General features: G+C 63.7%; 13 protein-coding genes. 9 read left to right on the forward strand and 4 right to left on the reverse strand.

What is annotated here, in order from left to right; translation table 11 throughout:
* Positions 1-44 precede the first annotated feature (44 nt).
* Positions 45-1124, forward strand: a complete 1080-nt coding sequence (locus tag JJ896_12830; GenBank protein ID MBO6780531.1) for a class I fructose-bisphosphate aldolase — start codon at positions 45-47, stop codon at positions 1122-1124.
* 90 nt (positions 1125-1214) lie between these two features.
* Here JJ896_12830 and JJ896_12835 read toward each other — a convergent pair whose 3' ends face one another.
* Positions 1215-2711, reverse strand: a complete 1497-nt coding sequence (locus JJ896_12835) for a hypothetical protein (protein MBO6780532.1) — start codon at positions 2709-2711, stop codon at positions 1215-1217.
* A gap of 4 nt (positions 2712-2715) precedes the next feature.
* Positions 2716-4335 (reverse strand): CotH kinase family protein, encoded by a 1620-nt coding sequence (locus JJ896_12840; protein ID MBO6780533.1) that lies wholly within the window; start codon positions 4333-4335, stop codon positions 2716-2718.
* Between the two features lie 103 nt (positions 4336-4438).
* Here JJ896_12840 and JJ896_12845 point away from each other — a divergent pair, with 103 nt between their 5' ends.
* The gene (locus JJ896_12845) at positions 4439-6394 is read left to right on the forward strand and encodes an ATP-binding protein (protein ID MBO6780534.1); all 1956 of its coding nucleotides are present in this window, start codon (positions 4439-4441) and stop codon (positions 6392-6394) included.
* Positions 6395-6397: 3 nt separating this feature from the next.
* On the opposite strand, the gene JJ896_12850 is transcribed toward JJ896_12845, so the two are convergent.
* Entirely contained in the window at positions 6398-6598 is a 201-nt protein-coding gene (locus JJ896_12850; GenBank protein MBO6780535.1) for a type II toxin-antitoxin system Phd/YefM family antitoxin, read from the reverse strand.
* 117 nt (positions 6599-6715) lie between these two features.
* Between JJ896_12850 and JJ896_12855 the strand changes: the two genes are divergently transcribed.
* The 4 genes from JJ896_12855 (at position 6716) to JJ896_12870 (ending at position 11644) form a co-directional block, all read left to right on the forward strand.
* Positions 6716-6994, forward strand: coding sequence for a hypothetical protein (locus tag JJ896_12855; GenBank protein ID MBO6780536.1), 279 nt, complete (start codon positions 6716-6718; stop codon positions 6992-6994).
* 238 nt (positions 6995-7232) lie between these two features.
* On the forward strand, positions 7233-8942 hold the full coding sequence (locus tag JJ896_12860; protein MBO6780537.1) for an amidohydrolase family protein: 1710 nt from the start codon (positions 7233-7235) through the stop codon (positions 8940-8942).
* 4 nt (positions 8943-8946) lie between these two features.
* Entirely contained in the window at positions 8947-10302 is a 1356-nt protein-coding gene (locus JJ896_12865; GenBank protein MBO6780538.1) for an amidohydrolase family protein, read from the forward strand.
* Positions 10303-10315: 13 nt separating this feature from the next.
* Positions 10316-11644 carry an amidohydrolase family protein gene (locus JJ896_12870; protein ID MBO6780539.1) on the forward strand — a complete coding sequence of 443 codons (1329 nt, stop codon included), beginning with the start codon at positions 10316-10318 and terminating at the stop codon, positions 11642-11644.
* Positions 11645-11740: 96 nt separating this feature from the next.
* Here the strand turns inward: JJ896_12870 and mazG are convergent, their stop codons facing one another.
* Entirely contained in the window at positions 11741-12553 is an 813-nt protein-coding gene (gene mazG, locus JJ896_12875) for a nucleoside triphosphate pyrophosphohydrolase (protein ID MBO6780540.1), read from the reverse strand.
* A 292-nt stretch (positions 12554-12845) separates the two neighbouring features.
* On the opposite strand from mazG, the gene JJ896_12880 reads away from it, so the two are divergent.
* The 3 genes from JJ896_12880 to JJ896_12890 all read left to right on the forward strand — a co-directional run bounded on the left by JJ896_12880 (position 12846) and on the right by JJ896_12890 (position 16276).
* Positions 12846-13322, forward strand: a complete 477-nt coding sequence (locus JJ896_12880) for a single-stranded DNA-binding protein (protein MBO6780541.1) — start codon at positions 12846-12848, stop codon at positions 13320-13322.
* 173 nt (positions 13323-13495) lie between these two features.
* Positions 13496-14863 (forward strand): sodium-dependent transporter, encoded by a 1368-nt coding sequence (locus JJ896_12885; protein ID MBO6780542.1) that lies wholly within the window; start codon positions 13496-13498, stop codon positions 14861-14863.
* Positions 14864-14902: 39 nt separating this feature from the next.
* Entirely contained in the window at positions 14903-16276 is a 1374-nt protein-coding gene (locus JJ896_12890; GenBank protein ID MBO6780543.1) for an HlyC/CorC family transporter, read from the forward strand.
* Positions 16277-16327 lie beyond the last annotated feature (51 nt).

Consider the following 16327-nt stretch of genomic DNA (forward strand, 5'->3'; position numbering starts at 1 on the left):
CGCTCCCGTTATTTTTGCCGGACACCACTCTGTGAGAATCCGCCATGGCCGAAGTCATCAATTCGAATACCGCAGAAATCCTGGGCAACGAGGCCGGATACCTGCTGGATCACTCCTGCAAGACGATTTCAAAGGACCAGTTGCACCTGCCGGGTCCTGACTTCGTCGACCGCATTTTTGCGCAGTCGGACCGCAACATCCAGACGCTGCGCTCCCTTCAGACGCTCTTTGGCACCGGTCGCCTGGCCAATACTGGCTACGTGTCGATTCTTCCAGTGGACCAGGGCATTGAGCATTCCGCTGGCGCCTCCTTCGCCAAGAACCCGATCTACTTTGACCCGGAGAACATCGTCAAGCTGGCCATCGAAGGCGGCTGCAATGCGGTAGCCTCCACCTACGGCGCCCTCGGATCCGTGGCGCGCAAGTATGCCCACAAGATTCCGTTCATCCTGAAGTTCAATCACAACGAACTGCTCACCTACCCGAACACGTTCGACCAGATTCTCTTCGCACGCATGGAAGAGGCCTGGAACATGGGCTGCGTGGCAGTTGGTGCTACGATCTACTTCGGATCGGAAGAGTCGAACCGGCAGATCCAGGAGGTCTCCGAGGCCTTCGCGGTGGCGCACGAAATGGGCATGGCGACCATCCTCTGGTGCTACATGCGCAACTCGGGTTTCAAGGTGGATGGCGTCAATCACGAAGGCAGTGCAGACCTGACCGGCCAGGCCGATCACATCGGAGCTACCCTCGAGGCTGATATTGTCAAGCAGAAGCAGCCGACGTCCAACTACGGCTACAAGGCGCTCAACTCCGGCGACTCCAGCTACGGCAAACTGGACGAGCGCATCTACAGCGAGCTGGCCAGCGATCACCCCATCGACCTCACCCGCTACCAGGTCGCCAATGCCTTCATGGGCCGCGTCGGCACAATCAATTCGGGCGGCGCCTCCGGTGCCAACGACCTGCAGCAGGCGGTGAAGACGGCCGTGATCAACAAGCGCGCCGGCGGCATGGGTCTCATCTCGGGCCGCAAGGCGTTCCAGCGTGCGATGGACGAAGGCGTCGGCATTCTGAATGCGATCCAGGACGTCTACCTGGACGACAGTGTCACGATCGCCTGACGCAACTCGAAGCACACCGACGGCCTGACAGCCCCGTCAGGCCCGCGTTCCACTCTCAGGGCCCGGCCGAACCTTCGGTCGGGCCCTTTCCTATTGCCCGACGAGCCAACCGACCAGCGCTGCCCGGCTCTCGGGGGCTGGATACTCCGCCGGAGTTCCGTCAACCAGGTCGCCCCATCCTCGGTCGGTTGCCCAGGCGAGCGCACCGCCGGTGCCGAACGTCTCGAGGCGGAATTCGTGCTGCAGCTTGGCCCAGAGCGAAGCGCCTTCCACGTGAATCTCTACGTTCTGCCAGCTTCCGTCTCTGGGTGTTCCGGGGGCATCGGTGACCCTCGCAGGCGTCAGCCCAGCCGCCACCCTGCTGTTGTTGATCAGTTCCACTCCCCGCGCGCCACTCCTCAGCAGGGCCTCCGCCTGCAGCAGATCCATTTCCGCCTTCACCATGTGCGGCATGGGACCGCTGGAGGTCACTGAATACTCCTGCCACCGCACAAACTGCACCCGGCTCACGAGATACGGCCCACGGGAGGCCGCGAAATAGTGGGTGTCGAGCTGCGCGAAGTACGCCCCCGGAGGTGAGTCGAAGCCCCGTCTGAACTGAATGCGCCGATCGTCCGTCTCGATGTCGAAGGGCCGGCGCTCCACGGCCGGTGCGGCCAGCCAGCGAGCGTATCGGCCACTGAGGTCCGCCGGGCCGACAGTGCGATAGTCGGCCATGGAGCGCTGGGGAATGTGGGCCCAGTAGGTCAGGTCTGTGAACTGGTTGTCCCGGTTGATGTCGCCGACAGGCGCAAAGTCCACCTCGATCCCGGACGCGGCCAGCCTTCGGATCTCCTGCCAGTCGGCGGCTTCCCGGCCGGCAGGGGTCCGGGGGACTGCCGCCATGTATCGGGCGGCGAAGCTGTTGGCCAGTCTGACAAGTCCCTCCGAATCCAGGTCGAGGCCGTAGATCCACTGCTCATCAGCCGGGAACGAGAGCCTGCTACTGGTGGCGAGTCCGATCGACTGATACAACTCGTCGACTGCCGCGGCCTGCAGCTGCTCCCAGTTGCGCTCACGCAGCGTGGAATCGGCCCCGACTTCGTAAGCGGTCTCGTACCGCATCGCCAGCGTGCCCAGACACAGGCCCCGCACGAAGCGCGAAAACGCCGCGATGCGCAACCTTGACTCGCCGGCCGCCTCGAAGACAGCCTCTGGCTGCAGCGTGGCCCGCAGCGCCACCGTGGCCGCCGCCTGACATCGATGGGCAAGGCGCCAGGGCTCCAGCGTGAAGTCATACCACGTGCTGGCCGAGTTGGGCACCCACCCTCGGGGCTCCTCCCCGGACACGCGGAGGCCGTAGGCAGAGCTGGTGGACGTGATCTCGTCCGCCTGCGCTGACCATCCGAGGCCTCCCCAGCCGCCCATGTTGGCCTGCCAGTAGTCGGCCCAGGCCGCCCTGGCCAGCTCAGCGGCCCGCGTCGGCGTCACGAGTGGCGGGAGTTCGGTGCCGGCAGGGGGATCCTCTTCGGGAATGCTGCCCGAGGGTTCCACGCACGCGGCCAGCAGGCCGGTCAGGAGCAGTGCGATGATCGAAAGCGGACGCATGGGATTATCGCACAATATGCAGCGCGTGCGTGATCAACCGGCCGGTAGACCTGATCCGAAGGAAATGCAGACCATTCGGCAGGCCGGTGGTATCCAGGATCAGCTCCTGAAAGGCATCGGACTCAGGAAAACCGCGAAAAACCTGCCTCACTTCGCGACCCAGGACGTCATGTAGCGTGACGACCATCCAACCGGACGGCGACAACCCCACCACCAACCGGGCGGTCCCGGAGACCGGATTTGGGTAGGGCCCGGTCACGGTGATCTGTCCGGCCACGAGCTGGGGTGCCCCGTCGGGCACGCCGCTCCCCGGATCCAGTGCGTCGTCCATCCAGGCCAGGCGGGCCAGCAACCAGCTCTTCAGATAGGCGACCTCATCGTCCAGATCCTGCCCGACGAATACGTTGGGCCAAATGTATCGACCGAATTGCCCCCAGCGGAGGCGGTCCCGCTCGTAGGCAGCGCGGATGGTTTCGGCGTGGCCATCGATGCGCGCCAGCAAGGAGTCCGTGTGCAGAAAGCTGTTCCGCAGTTCCGCCCAGCGCGTCCGGGCCAGGTCCTGAAACGAGTCCTGCCGAAACACGCGTCGAAAGAACGCGGGGGGCTGGAAGTCGCCGTCTGGCAGTCGATACTGCACGCGCCAGTCCCGGGTAATGCGCCCGTCGTAATAATCCGCATTTCCGAACGCGAGATTGAAGTCCCAGACCGGCCCCAATCGCAGCCGCGGTTCGTCGTCATCATCCCGATCCTTGTGCATGAAGGTGCTCAGGCGATACGAGTCCACATTGTGGGTCAGCTCGTTCAGGAGCAGGTAGTCGACCGCGGCAGACGGCTCGAGATACTCCTGCCAGCGCTCGGGTCGGGACGCCATCTCCTCCTCAAAGCGTGTCATCCACTGCTGGATCCAGGCCTTCTGCACGTCCACCAGGTCGGCGCCCTTGGGGTAGTGATACTGAAACACAACCCGATCAGCGGAGCCGATCCGTGGCGGCACAGCCGAGGTCCACCCGTCGTTTCCGGCGCCATCAAGCTTGTCCACCTTGATGATGTAGCCTCCGCTCACCTCGGGTTCGAGCACCTCCTCGGGCCGAAGCCGGGAGACGTCGACCCGCGCGGAGTCCCGCTTGATGCGCTCCATGAGCACGTAGAGTCCGTGGTAAGCGTTGTTCAGAAACACCTCCACGAACCGCGTGCGACTGGCATATTGGCCCATCGCCCGACTCAACTCCATCGCAAGCACATTGCGCATGTAGGTGCGATCCGAGTACGGACCGTGAAGCACCCAGTCCTCCTCCGGCGGAAGGCCCAGCAGCGAAGCATCGGTGTCTGAACCGTTTTCGTCCTTCAGCTCTATCGCAAAGGATTTCTTCGGGAACAGCACTCGGGAGGAGGAGCCGCGAAGCTCAATGGCCATGGGGCCGTCATAGGCGGCCGGGTCGGTGCGCCGATTCTCCGCGCCCGCCCCGCCATCGACGATGCGGATACGCCCCGGGACCTTGGGCTCATCCGGAATGTCGCCGCTGACCTCGATTTCGATGATCGGCAGGTTGGACCAGAGGAAGACCTGCGCCGCGGCCGTCGACGGCAGCGCCAGCACGACGAGTATGCCGATCACGGTTCGCATCGGCGCTCCCAACCGGGGAGTTCGCGTGCGGATCCACCTCCAACGAAACCCGAAGGCAGCCGAGCGTATACTGGCCCCATCCTCCCAGATCCCGACGCTGCTGATGTCCGAAAACGCGCCCAAAGACACCGCCGAAGCCACCGAAAACGGCACGGCCGCCGAGCAGGCGGCAACCGACACCGACACCGCTGCGGCGACGCCAGAAGTCGCACCGCCGGTCGCGGACACGGACGCGGAGAAAACCAGCCAGCCCGCAAGCTCCGACGGCGCATCGGGCGCGGCTACGCAGACCGTGCAGATGAGCGTGCCTTCTCCGGCCGCTCCCAGCCTGCTCGATCAGTACACGGCGCACTATCCGGAGTGGGCCCGCGAATTCGCGCGCAAGTACCTGACCAAGACCATGAACCAGTTCCTGCTGTACGGCAACGTGCGGGATCTGGTACCCACCGGCGACGAAGAGACTCCGTACTGCTCCCTGCACGAGTTCATGGTCGATGACCTCTTTGCGTCCCGGGACATCGTGCTCTTCTATGACCGCTCGCAGGGCATCCACTTTGCCGACAAGGCCTCCCAGAAGGACTTCAACCGCGCCCTGAGCGGGTACGACACGATTTTTGGCACCGACTACGCCAAGAAGCTGCCGAAGGACCCCGTCCGGGTCATGGCGGTGCTGCAGAACTACTTCCGCATCCGTCTCGGAGAGGGCAAGCGCATCGCCTGCATCTTCGATTACGCGGAGACGCTGATCCCCATGGCAGAGGCGTCGATGTACTCGGCCGAGGACCGCAACGCCATCGTCTTCCTCCAGAAATGGAGCCACGACCCCCTCTTCCTCGAGAGCGACTTCACGCTCATGCTGGTGGCCGAAAACCTGACGGAACTCAACCAGCAGATTGTGCAGAGCCCCTACACGGCGGAGATCAAGATCCCGATGCCGAATGAGGCCGCGCGCAAGAAGTACGTGGACTGGTTTCTGACGGATCAGGAGGACGATTTCCGGAAGCATTCGGAAGTCCCGCCGTCCGGTCTGGCCGCCAATACGGCCGGCCTGGGGTACATCCAGATGCGCACGATCCTCGCGGACGTGCTGGAGAACCGCACGGAACTCACCTACGAGGTGCTCTCCGAACTCAAGAAGGAGTTCATCGAGGCCGAGGCCCACGGCATGCTCGAGTTCGTGGAGACGGACTGGAGCCTGGACATCGTGGCAGGTCACAAGGAGGCCAAGGCGCACCTGCGTCAGGCGGCACGGGCCCTGAAAGCCGGCTACTCGGATGTGCTTCCGATGGGCTATCTGGTTTCAGGACCGGTCGGCACGGGCAAGACCTTTACGATTACCTGCTTCGCCGGCGAAATCGGAATCCCGATGGTGAAGCTGAAGAACTTCCGTTCTCAGTGGCAGGGCCAGACCGAAGCCAACCTGGAGCGCATTCTGGGACTGCTGGAAGCCATGACGCCGGTTGCGGTGATGATCGACGAGGCCGATGCGGCCCTCGGCAACCGGGACGCGCAGGGCGATTCCGGCGTGTCGAAGCGCGTTTTCGGGCAGATCGCCAGCTTCATGAGCAACACCAAGAACCGGGGCCGCATCATCTTCTTCCTGGTGACCGCACGACCCGACTACATGCCGGTCGACCTCAAGCGCCAGGGACGCGCCGAAGAGCACATCGCCCTTTTCTATCCGTCTGATCGGGAAGAGCGGGAAGAGCTACTTACCGTGATGATGCGAAAAACCGGTGTCGATCTTGCCTTGGAGGACGTTCCGGAGTCGCTGCTCAACGGGGACAAGACGTTCAGTGGTGCCGACATGGAGGCCCTCATGACGCGCGCCAAGTTCCGCGCGGCTGCCGAGGAGCCGCCGACCAAGGTAGACACACGCATCCTGCAGGAGGTGGTGGACGACTTCATGCCGCCCACCTACCCACTGGAGGTCGAGCTTCAGACCCTGACGGCCGTGCTCGAATGCACATCGCGCGCGCTCCTGCCGGAGAAATTCCGGAGCATGGACCGCGAGGCCATCGTGCGTCGGGTGGACGAACTCAAGCGACTCGTCCGGTAAGGCCTACTTCTTTTTGCCCCGCTTTTCCTTCAGGTTGAGCAGGCGGATGTACTCGTCGTAGCTGATCAGCACGGCGTACGGCTCGTTGTTCTTCTGAATCAGGATGCCGCGCTTACTGGTCCTGGCGTGTTCGAGCAGCTCTGACGTGTTGGAGCGCAACTCGGTAATCGTGGCGACGGCTTCGATGCCGCGGGTACTGTACATGGGCGCGATGGGACTCTTTCGGGGGCAGATCACTATAGGTTGCCCCATGTATTTGAGGCAATATTGTTTGTAGAACTCGCGACGCGCGGTCAGGCGAAATAGCCCTATCATCCCCCCATGCGTCTATGTCGCGTCACAGGAACGACGGTCGCCACGCGCAAGGCCGAGGCGTTTCGCACCAGCAAGCTGTTGATCGTGCAGCCCGTGGATCTGGACGGTTCCGATCTGCCTGAACGGGATAAGCTGGCGCTCGACCCCGGCTTCGGCGCCGGTGAGGGCGATGTCGTTCTGGTGGCCAAAGAAGGCGCGGTAGCCCGTCAGGTCACCGGCCAGGAGGATCTGCCGGCCAATCTGGTCGTGCTGGGCGTGGTCGACGCCTGGTCCGTGGACGAGTAGGCGCCCCGCGCGGTTAGCCGCCTGCCGGCTCGCGTGGTAAGCGGCCTGGCCGCCTGCCGCCGTGGATGCAGCCCGCCCGCCGCCGTGGATGCAGCCCGCCTGCCGCGCCGGGCCCAGCCCGCAGAGTCCCTGTGAATAGCCCGCGCCCGCGGTTGTGGCAGATACGCCCTGCAACTACTTTTTTCAGACTCCCCGGTCACCGGTCCTCACCGGCCCTACCCACCCTCTTCTTTTGGTTATGAGGCTTTCCCGCACGCTGCGCCTGACGGCGCTGCTCCTGCTGTGGGCACCCCTGGCCAACGCCCAGACGGGCGTGGCCCCGCCCACCAACGCACTTGCCATCACCGGAGCCACTGTGGTCCCGGCTCCCGGGCAGGTCATCGAAAACGCCACCCTGGTCATTCGGGATGGCATCATCACTGCCGTCGGCGCCGGCGCGGATATCCCCTGGGATGCCCGGGTCGTGGAAGCCGACTCCATGTTCCTCTACGCCGGCTTTATCGACCCACTCTCCTACGTCGGCCAGGAGCCGCCTCGTCAGGGGGGTGGCCAGCAGGAACCGGTTGCCGATCGGGACAACCCGCCCTTCGACCGGGCGGGCCTTGAGCCCTACCGCTCCGTGCGGAACATGCTCGACCCGGCGCATGCCAGCGTGAAAAGCATGCGCGAGGCCGGCTTCACGGCGGCCCACGCCGTACCGCGTGGCCGTATGCTTCCTGGCGCCGGCGCTGTGGTTCGCCTTGACGGCGAATCGGCCGACGACATGGTGCTCGTCGCCGATGTCTCGCTGTTTGCCCAGTTCCGCGGCGGCCAGGGCGTCTACCCAGGCACGCCCATGGCCATGATGGCCAAGATGCGCCAGCTGTATCGCGAGGCCGAGCGGCGTCATGCGCTCACCGAGGCCTATCAGGATGATCCTTCCGGGATGACAGCTCCGCCCGTCGACCCGGTTCACTCGGCGCTCTTCCCCCTCATCGAAGGCGACAAGCCTGTGTTTTTCCTGGTGGACGATGCGCTCGAGTCGCACCGTGCCCTCACGCTCCGGGAAGACCTTGGATTCCGCCTGGTCCTGGCCGGCCTGCCTCAGGGCTATGACCTGGCCGACAAACTGGCTGCGTCCGGCGTGCCTCTGGCAGTCACGACCGACTTCCCGCGCAAGCCCGGCTGGATGGCCAAACTGAAGCGTGACTCGCTGTTGACGGTCATGGACAACTACGATCCGGATGTGCGCACCGCCACCTGGCGTGACACGGAAGCGGAGGTGCGCAACCTGGAGGCCCGCCAGGCGCTGGCCCGGGAGGACTACCTGGAGAATGCAGCGACCCTCGCTGAGGCGGGAGCGCGGTTTGCATTCACCCACATCGAAACGTCGGCCGGGGACATCCACAGCAACATCGGTGAGATGCTGGCTGCGGGTCTGGACACGACCACGGCGCTCGCCGCCCTGACCACCAACGCCGCGGACGTCATCGGCATGTCGCGGGCGATGGGCTCCCTGGAAGCCGGCAAGCTCGGCAACGTGGTGATCACCTCAGGCCCCCTGTTCGCAGAGGGTACCGAGATTCGGCACGTCATTATCGAGGGCAAAATTTTCGATATCGAGAGCAAGGCGTCATCGCCCGGCGGCGGCGGTGATGGAGACAACTCCGACAGCATCGCAGGTCTCTGGGACATGGTGGCCAGCACACCGGACGGCGACATCGGCGGCACGATCGAATTTTCGGGATCGCCCGGCAGCATGACCGCCGTCGTGACCTACGACGGAGCCCCACAGGGCATCGACGTGAGTTCGGTGGAAGTGGACGGCAACTCCGTCGCCTTCTCGTTCCAGTCTCCGAACGGCTTCATCACCATCAGTCTGGAGCGCAATGGCGACTCGATGTCAGGCAGCGCCACCCTCGACGGGCTGGACTCCATTCCGCTCACCCTCACGCGCGACCCGAGCTAACACCATGAAGACACTACGTTTCACCTCGCTGATCGTCTGTGCGCTGCTGGTCCTGCCCGCGGCCGCGCAAGACGTGTTGATTCAGGGCGGCACGGTGCTGACCGTCACCAACGGCACGCTCACCGGCACGGACGTGCTGATCCGTGACGGGCGCATCGCCCGAATCGGTACCGGCCTCGAAGCCCCGGAGGGTGTCGATGTCGTCGATGCGTCCGGCAAGTATGTGATGCCGGGCATCATCGACGCCCACTCGCACATCGCCCTCACCTCTGTCAACGAGGGCACCTCACCCGTCACTGCTGAAGTCCGCATGGAGGACGTCGTCGATCCCTATGATCTCGGGATCTACCGCGCCCTGGCAGGCGGCGTGACGGCCGCACACCTCATGCATGGCTCCGCCAACGTGATCGGAGGCCAGAACGAGACCATCAAGCTGCGCTGGGGCATCACGGACCCCGACGGCGTGCGCTTCGAGGGCGCTCCGCGCACGATCAAGTTCGCCCTCGGTGAGAACCCGACTCGCGTGCACGGTCTTCGTGGCGCCAGCGGTGGCGGTCGCCCCGCCATTCGCCCGGCCAGCCGCATGGGCGTCGAAGCGGTGCTGCGCGAGACGTTTGAGGCCGGCAAACGGTACATGGAGGCCCAGGATGCCTACGAGGCCGAGCGCCGCCGCAATCCCCGTGCTGTGCCGCCGGTCTACAACCAGCGCCTGGAAACCATGGCCGAGATCCTGCGCGGTGAGATCCTGGTCCATTGCCACAGCTACCGGGCGGACGAGATCCTGATGCTCATGCGCGTGCTCAAGGACTACGGCGTCGACAAGATCACCTTCCAGCATGCCAACGAGGCCTTCAAGGTGGCGCCCGAACTGGCCGAGTTCGGCGCCTACGCCTCGGTGTTCTCGGACTGGTGGTCCTACAAGTTCGAGGTCTACTACTCGACGGCCTACAACGCTGCCATCCTGACCCGGAACGGCGTCACGACGTCGGTCAACTCCGACTCCGGAAACCTCATCAGGCACCTCTACCACGAGGCAGCCAAGGCGCAGCGGTACGGCGGTCTCTCGGACGATGAGGCCCTGGCGCTGATCACCATCAACCCGGCCATTCAGCTGGGCATCGAGGAGCGCGTAGGCTCCATCGAAGTAGGCAAGGACGGAGACATCGCAGTATTCGACGCCCACCCTCTGTCGATCTACGCGACGCCGCTGATGACGTTTGTGGACGGCGTGCGGTACTTCGACCGCGCCATGGACGTGGACGACATGCGCCTGGAGGTCAACGTGACCACGGATCCCTCCGACGAGCGCACCGAGGCCGAACGGCATACGCACGGGCACTCGCACTCACCGCACAACTAACCGGAATACCGCCATGAAACTGATAATCGGACTCATGATGATGGCTGCATTCCAGGTGCAGCCGCAGGAGGTGCCCAAAGCCAAGCAGGGCACCTACGCCATTACCAACGCCCGTATCGAGACAGTCACCAACGGCACGATCGAGAACGGCACCATCGTGGTTGAGGCAGACCGCATTGTCGCGATTGGCGCCGATGTCGCCATTCCCGAAGGTGCCGAGATCATCGACGCTGCCGGTCGCGAGTTGTACCCGGGCATGATCGACAGCGGCACCACGCTGGGCCTGACCGAAATCGGCTCGGTGCAGGAAACCAACGACAGCCAGGAGGTCGGTGACATCACGCCCCAGATGGAGGCGTTGACGGCCATCAACCCTAACGCCGTCGCCATTCCGGTCACACGCGTATCCGGTGTCACGACGGTCGTTGCCGAACCCAGCGGCGGCACGCTGCCGGGCCGCGCCGCGGTCATCAACCTCGTGGGCTACACACCGGAGCAGATGAGTGCCGGCGGCGCCAAGCTGCAGGTTCTAAGCTGGCCGACCAGTGGCCGCCGCGGCTGGTGGGACCAGCGTCCACAGTCGGAGATCGACAAGGCCGCCAAAGAGGCCATGGACCGCCTGAACGACGTATTCGATGACGCGGAGCTCTATGCCCGCATCGACTCGACCTACCAGGCCGGTGGTGGCGACAGGCCTCCCGCGTTCGCGCCGGAGATGGCTGCCCTGCTGCCGGTCGTGCGCGGCGAGATGCAGCTCATGATTCGCGTGAACGGCGCCAAAGACATCGAAAAAGCCCTGGACTGGGTCGACGAAAGGGGCTACCGGGCCGTGCTTTCGGGCGTCTCGGAAGGCTGGCGCGTGGCCGACAAGATTGCCGAGTCCGGAGTGCCGGTGATCGTCGGCCCTGTGATCTCCATGCCCACCCGCCCAGGTGACCGCTATGACCGTGCCTACGCCAACGCCGGATTGCTCGCGTCGGCAGGCGTTACGGTCGCACTGCGTTCCGGGGAGTCCGAGAACGTGCGTAACCTGGCGTGGAACGCCGGCTTTGCCGCCACCTATGGTTTGGGGCGCGAGGATGCGCTCAAGGCCGTGACCATCAACGCCGCGCGCGCCCTCGGAATCGACGCCGACTACGGCTCGCTCGAGGTCGGCAAGAAGGCCAATTTCCTCCTGTCGAACGGCGATCCCTTCGAGCCTGCCACGGAGATCACCGAGGTGTTCATCGACGGTTTCAGGGTGCCCATCGACAATCGACATATCCAGCTGTACAAGGAGTTCCTGAACCGGGACTCCGGTCGCCTGCAGCCCGTGGAAATCGTGCCTCCGGCGCGCAACTAGGGCGGACTGGCACCAGACTGCCAAACGGGCGGGGCCACCTCAGGCCTCGCCCGTTTTTTGTCGGGCGATTTGGTCCGGCGCTGGGCGCCCGTCGGCTTAGAGCCCCGCCGCTTTCGCCTCGTCCCAGTACCGGTCCATTTCTTCGAGATCGGACTCGTGCAGCCCGCGGCCCTGCTCGCGCAGTCGCTTTTCGATGTGCTGGAAACGGCCGGTAAACTTGGCATTTGTGCGGCGGAGCGCATTTTCGGCGTTGAGATCCGTAAAGCGCGCATAGTTCACGAGCGCGAAGAGCACATCGCCCAGCTCGTCCTCCAGGGCTTCCGCAGAGCCCCCCGAGCGGGCCAGGGCGCCGAACTCCCTGATCTCCTCCTCCACCTTGTCCCAGGCACCTGCGGCTTCCGGGAAATCGAAACCGACGCCGGCCGCTTTCTCCTGGATACGATGGGCTCGCAGGAGCGCAGGCAGCTGTCCGGGCACGCCATCCAGAGCGGACTTGCGCCCCTTCTCTTTCATTTTGATCTGCTCCCAGTTGGTGAGCACCTCACCGACGCCATCGACGCGGGTGTCGCCAAAAACATGGGGATGCCGCACGATGAGCTTCTCCGCTTCGGTCTCGATGACCTCCTTCAGCGTGAAGCGGCCGCCCTGCTCCGCGATCACCGCGTGAAACACCACGTGCAGGAGCAGATCTCCGAGCTCCTTGCGTAACTCGGGCCAATCCTCGGCATCGATCGCATCGACCGTCTCGTACGCCTCCTCGATGAGCAGATGCTTGACGGACTCATGGGTCTGCTCCCGATCCCACGGGCAGTCACGACGCAACTGCCGCACGATGGCCACAAAGTCGGCGTACGACTCGACGGCGTCTGCGGCCTCGGTGAACTGGGGATCGAAAATCTTCTCGGACATGCAGGTTCGGGCGATGGGTTCTGCGGCAGGCTTCGGTACACGGAATCGGCCGGTCCGGGTGCCTGATCGGCCTGCGAAAGTTGTCCACAGTGACACTGAGGTGTCACCTGGGCAGCGTATCATCTTCGTGTCAATGCTGCGGATCCGGTTGCAGAACGGGGGTCTTGGTCCTCTATCTGATGCAGCCGGCTCGCGACAGCGATTCCGTTACATCTCCTGGCTCACACGTGTGATATCGCCAGGGGTTCATGTACATCGGCTGCTTCAGCTTAACTACAGGAGGTGTAATTCCATGGCACGAGGCATTAACAAGGTCATTCTCGTAGGCAACCTGGGGCAGGACCCCGAACTGCGCTACACCGGCAGCGGCACGGCCGTCTGCAACTTGCGGCTGGCCACCAACGAGTCCTACAAGGACGCCAACGGAGACTGGGTCGAACGAACCGAATGGCACAGCATTGTGGCGTGGAGCCGGCTGGCGGAGATCTGCAACGAGTACCTGCGCAAGGGCTCCCAGGTCTACTTCGAAGGCTCCCTGCAAACCCGCTCCTACGAGGACCGGGACGGCAATACCCGGTACACCACCGAAATCAAGGCCCGCGAGATGATGATGCTCGGCGGCCGCGAGGAGGGTGGATTTGGTGGAGGGGCACCGCGCAGGCAGGCCGCCCCGGCCGCGGCGGCGGCTGCTCCGGCCGGCAATGGCAAACCTGCATCCACGTCAGGAGACGACTACACATTCGAACCAGACGACGACCTGCCCTTCTGAGGCAGGACGAACGTGACCGCATGCACAGGCCCGCTGATCGCCGCGCTTTCCGCGCCGGCGGCAGCGGGCCTGCCTTGCTTTTATTCGGTACCTTGAAGGTTATTCCCGTCCGTCTGTGCGCAGTGGTTTGCGCGCGCACTCCCCTCACCCTCTAGCACCAAACCCCTACCACCATGGCGATGGCGTCACGCGGCCAATGGAGCGGCCGCATGGGATTCATCTTTGCTGCCGCGGGCTCGGCAATCGGGCTCGGCAACATCTGGCGTTTCCCCTACAGTGCCGGCGAGAACGGAGGCGGTGCCTTCGTGCTCATCTACCTGTTCTTCGTCGCCGCCATCGGCGTACCTGTCGTGCTCTCGGAGTTGGCCATCGGGCGCCAGACGGAGAAAAATCCGGTCGGTGCCTTCAAGGCGCTGGTACCCAAGTCCTTCTGGCCCTGGGTGGGCGGACTGGGCGTGGCGACGGGCTTCGGCATCCTCGCTTTCTACGCGGTGATCGCTGGGTGGACGCTTTCGTATTTCTGGGGCGCGCTTACCGGGGTGTACGGAGGTACCATGACCGCCGAAGAGAGCGGAGCGCTGTTTACGCAGCTCATCGGTGACCCGGGCAAGGCGATTTTCCTGACCGGAGCGTTCATTCTGCTCACCGTGCTGGTAGTACGGGGTGGCGTCTCCAACGGCATCGAGCGGGCTACCAAGGTCCTGATGCCACTGCTCCTGGTGATCCTGATCATTCTTGCCGTTCGCTCGGTGACGCTGCCAGGCGGCATGGAGGGACTCGCGTACCTGTTCCAGCCTGACTTCTCCAAGATCACGGTGAACGTCGTGATGAGCGCCCTGGGCCAGGCCCTGTTCAGTCTGTCCCTCGGCATGGGTGCCATGATTACGTATGGCTCCTACTTCCCGAAGGACGAGAACCTGCCGAATGCCGCCGTTACGGTGGCGATCTTCGACACCGGCATCGCCATCCTGGCCGGCCTGATCATATTCCCGGCTCTGTTCTCGGTGGGCGTGGAGCCCAATGCGGGTCCGGGTCTGGTATTCGTCGTTCTGCCGTCCATCTTCGGCAGCCTGCCAGCCGGCAACCTGTTTGCCATCGCGTTTTATGCGCTACTCTCCATTGCGGCCCTGACGTCCACGATTTCCCTGCTTGAGGTGGTCGTTTCGTACTTCGTCGACGAGAAAAACTGGAGTCGCAACAAGGCGGCCTGGCTGCTCGGCGCGGTCTGCTTTGTGTTCGCAATTCCGTCGGCGCTCGCCAGCGGCGCGTCGGGAATGTTTACGGACTTCCTGGGGACAGGTGTGGACTGGCTGACGCTCAACAACAACATCTGGGGCAATTACTCGCTGTCGCTGGGAGCGCTTGCCCTGTGTCTCTTTGTGGGCTACAAGTGGGGCGTGCCCAATGCTCTGGCGTCGCTTGAGGCGTCCGGCCACAAAATGCCCGCTTCGGCTCTCTTTGGAATCCTGGTGCGGTACGTGTGCCCGGTGGCCGTAGGCGCCGTGCTCGTGTACGTCATCGTTACCGGCAATTACTTCTAGAAGCGCCCATCAACGTGGAGGTTTTCAGCCTGCCTGACCGTGGACCCCGACCCTAACTGGGCCCATACCGTCGGTTTGCTGTTGCAGGACGCGCCAGACCCGGGCAGCCTGCTGACAGGCCTCGGTGTTCTGCTGACACTGCTGCTGTTCTCCGCACTGTTTTCGGGGTCGGAGGTGGCACTGTTTTCACTGGAAGCCACCACGCGCGAGGAGATGGCGCTGGAGCCGGACCGAGCCGACCGGCGCGTACTCCGGCTACTGGAACGGCCCGGCGCCCTGCTCATCACCATCCTGATTCTGAACACGGTGGTGAACGTCGGGGCGGCGATTCTGGCTGCAGTCATCACGCACGACCTGGCACAGGCGTACGAGTGGAATCCGGCGCTCACAGTGTTCGGTGAGGTGATCGTGCTGACGTTTGTGCTCCTCATCGTCAGTGAGATCTCGCCGAAGCTCCTTGCCTCCACAAATGCGCGGGCGTTCAGCAGACGTATCTCGGGATTCCTGCTGCTCTTCCATCGCGTGCTGCTGCCGCTGTCCGGCTGGGTGGCGCAACGCATGCAGGCCTTCCATGGCCGATTTGAGTCGACAGGGACCCGGCTCTCCGCGGACGACCTCAAGACCATGGCCGAGATCGGAGAGGCCCATGGTACCATTCAGGAGGACGAACGCGAGTTGATCCATTCGATCGTCGAGTTCGGTGAGACGACGGTGCGGGAAATCATGATTTCCCGGCTCGACATCATTGCGATCTCGTCGGAGGCCTCGCTGGAGCAGGCCATCGAAACCATCCGCACGTCTGGCCACTCCCGAATCCCCATGTTCGCGGGGCACCTGGACAATATCCTGGGAATCCTCTACGCCAAGGACATCCTTCGCCTGCTGCACTCGGGCAGACGACCGCGCTCCATGGACTGGGCCCGGTTTGTTCGCCCTCCATTTTTTGTGCCCCAGGGCAAGAAACTGGATGACCTGCTAACGGATTTCCAGACGCGCAAGACCCACATCGCCCTGGTCGTGGACGAGTACGGCGGCACCGCGGGACTCGTCACCCTGGAGGATGTGCTGGAGGAAATCGTCGGGGAGATCCAGGACGAGCACGACGATGCCGAAACCGCGTTGTATGAGGCACTTTCCGACGGGTCCTACCTGTTCGACGCGCGCATTGACCTGGATGATCTCAACGAGGTGCTTGGGCTCTCGCTGGATACGGCATCGTTCGATTTCGAAACGTTGGGAGGCCTCATTTTCCATCTTGCCGGTGCCATCCCGGAGGAATCCGACGAACTGGTGTTCGAGAACCTCCGGCTGCGGGTCGAAACCGTCGAAACGAATCGCATCGGCCAGGTGGCGCTGAGTATTGATCCGGACTCGGGGGCGCTTCCTGCAGATCAGAGTGTGGAAGATCTGTGATGCCGCCCTCCTCGCCGAAACCTGCCCCGGCCGCCTCTATTCAAGCACACT

Source organism: Rhodothermales bacterium (assembly GCA_017643395.1).
In the GTDB taxonomy this organism is placed as follows: domain Bacteria; phylum Bacteroidota; class Rhodothermia; order Rhodothermales; family UBA10348; genus JABDJZ01.

Excerpts from the sequence above, each read along its gene's own strand:
- JJ896_12845 (MBO6780534.1), top strand. The coding sequence starts at position 4,439 with ATGTCCGAAAACGCGCCCAAAGACACCGCCGAAGCCACCGAAAACGGC.
- JJ896_12855 (MBO6780536.1), top strand. The coding sequence starts at position 6,716 with ATGCGTCTATGTCGCGTCACAGGAACGACGGTCGCCACGCGCAAGGCC.
- JJ896_12885 (MBO6780542.1), top strand. The coding sequence starts at position 13,496 with ATGGCGATGGCGTCACGCGGCCAATGGAGCGGCCGCATGGGATTCATC.
- JJ896_12830 (MBO6780531.1), top strand. The coding sequence starts at position 45 with ATGGCCGAAGTCATCAATTCGAATACCGCAGAAATCCTGGGCAACGAG.
- JJ896_12860 (MBO6780537.1), top strand. The coding sequence starts at position 7,233 with ATGAGGCTTTCCCGCACGCTGCGCCTGACGGCGCTGCTCCTGCTGTGG.
- JJ896_12840 (MBO6780533.1), bottom strand. The coding sequence starts at position 4,335 with ATGCGAACCGTGATCGGCATACTCGTCGTGCTGGCGCTGCCGTCGACG.
- JJ896_12850 (MBO6780535.1), bottom strand. The coding sequence starts at position 6,598 with ATGTACAGTACCCGCGGCATCGAAGCCGTCGCCACGATTACCGAGTTG.
- JJ896_12835 (MBO6780532.1), bottom strand. The coding sequence starts at position 2,711 with ATGCGTCCGCTTTCGATCATCGCACTGCTCCTGACCGGCCTGCTGGCC.
- JJ896_12880 (MBO6780541.1), top strand. The coding sequence starts at position 12,846 with ATGGCACGAGGCATTAACAAGGTCATTCTCGTAGGCAACCTGGGGCAG.
- JJ896_12865 (MBO6780538.1), top strand. The coding sequence starts at position 8,947 with ATGAAGACACTACGTTTCACCTCGCTGATCGTCTGTGCGCTGCTGGTC.
- JJ896_12870 (MBO6780539.1), top strand. The coding sequence starts at position 10,316 with ATGAAACTGATAATCGGACTCATGATGATGGCTGCATTCCAGGTGCAG.
- mazG (MBO6780540.1), bottom strand. The coding sequence starts at position 12,553 with ATGTCCGAGAAGATTTTCGATCCCCAGTTCACCGAGGCCGCAGACGCC.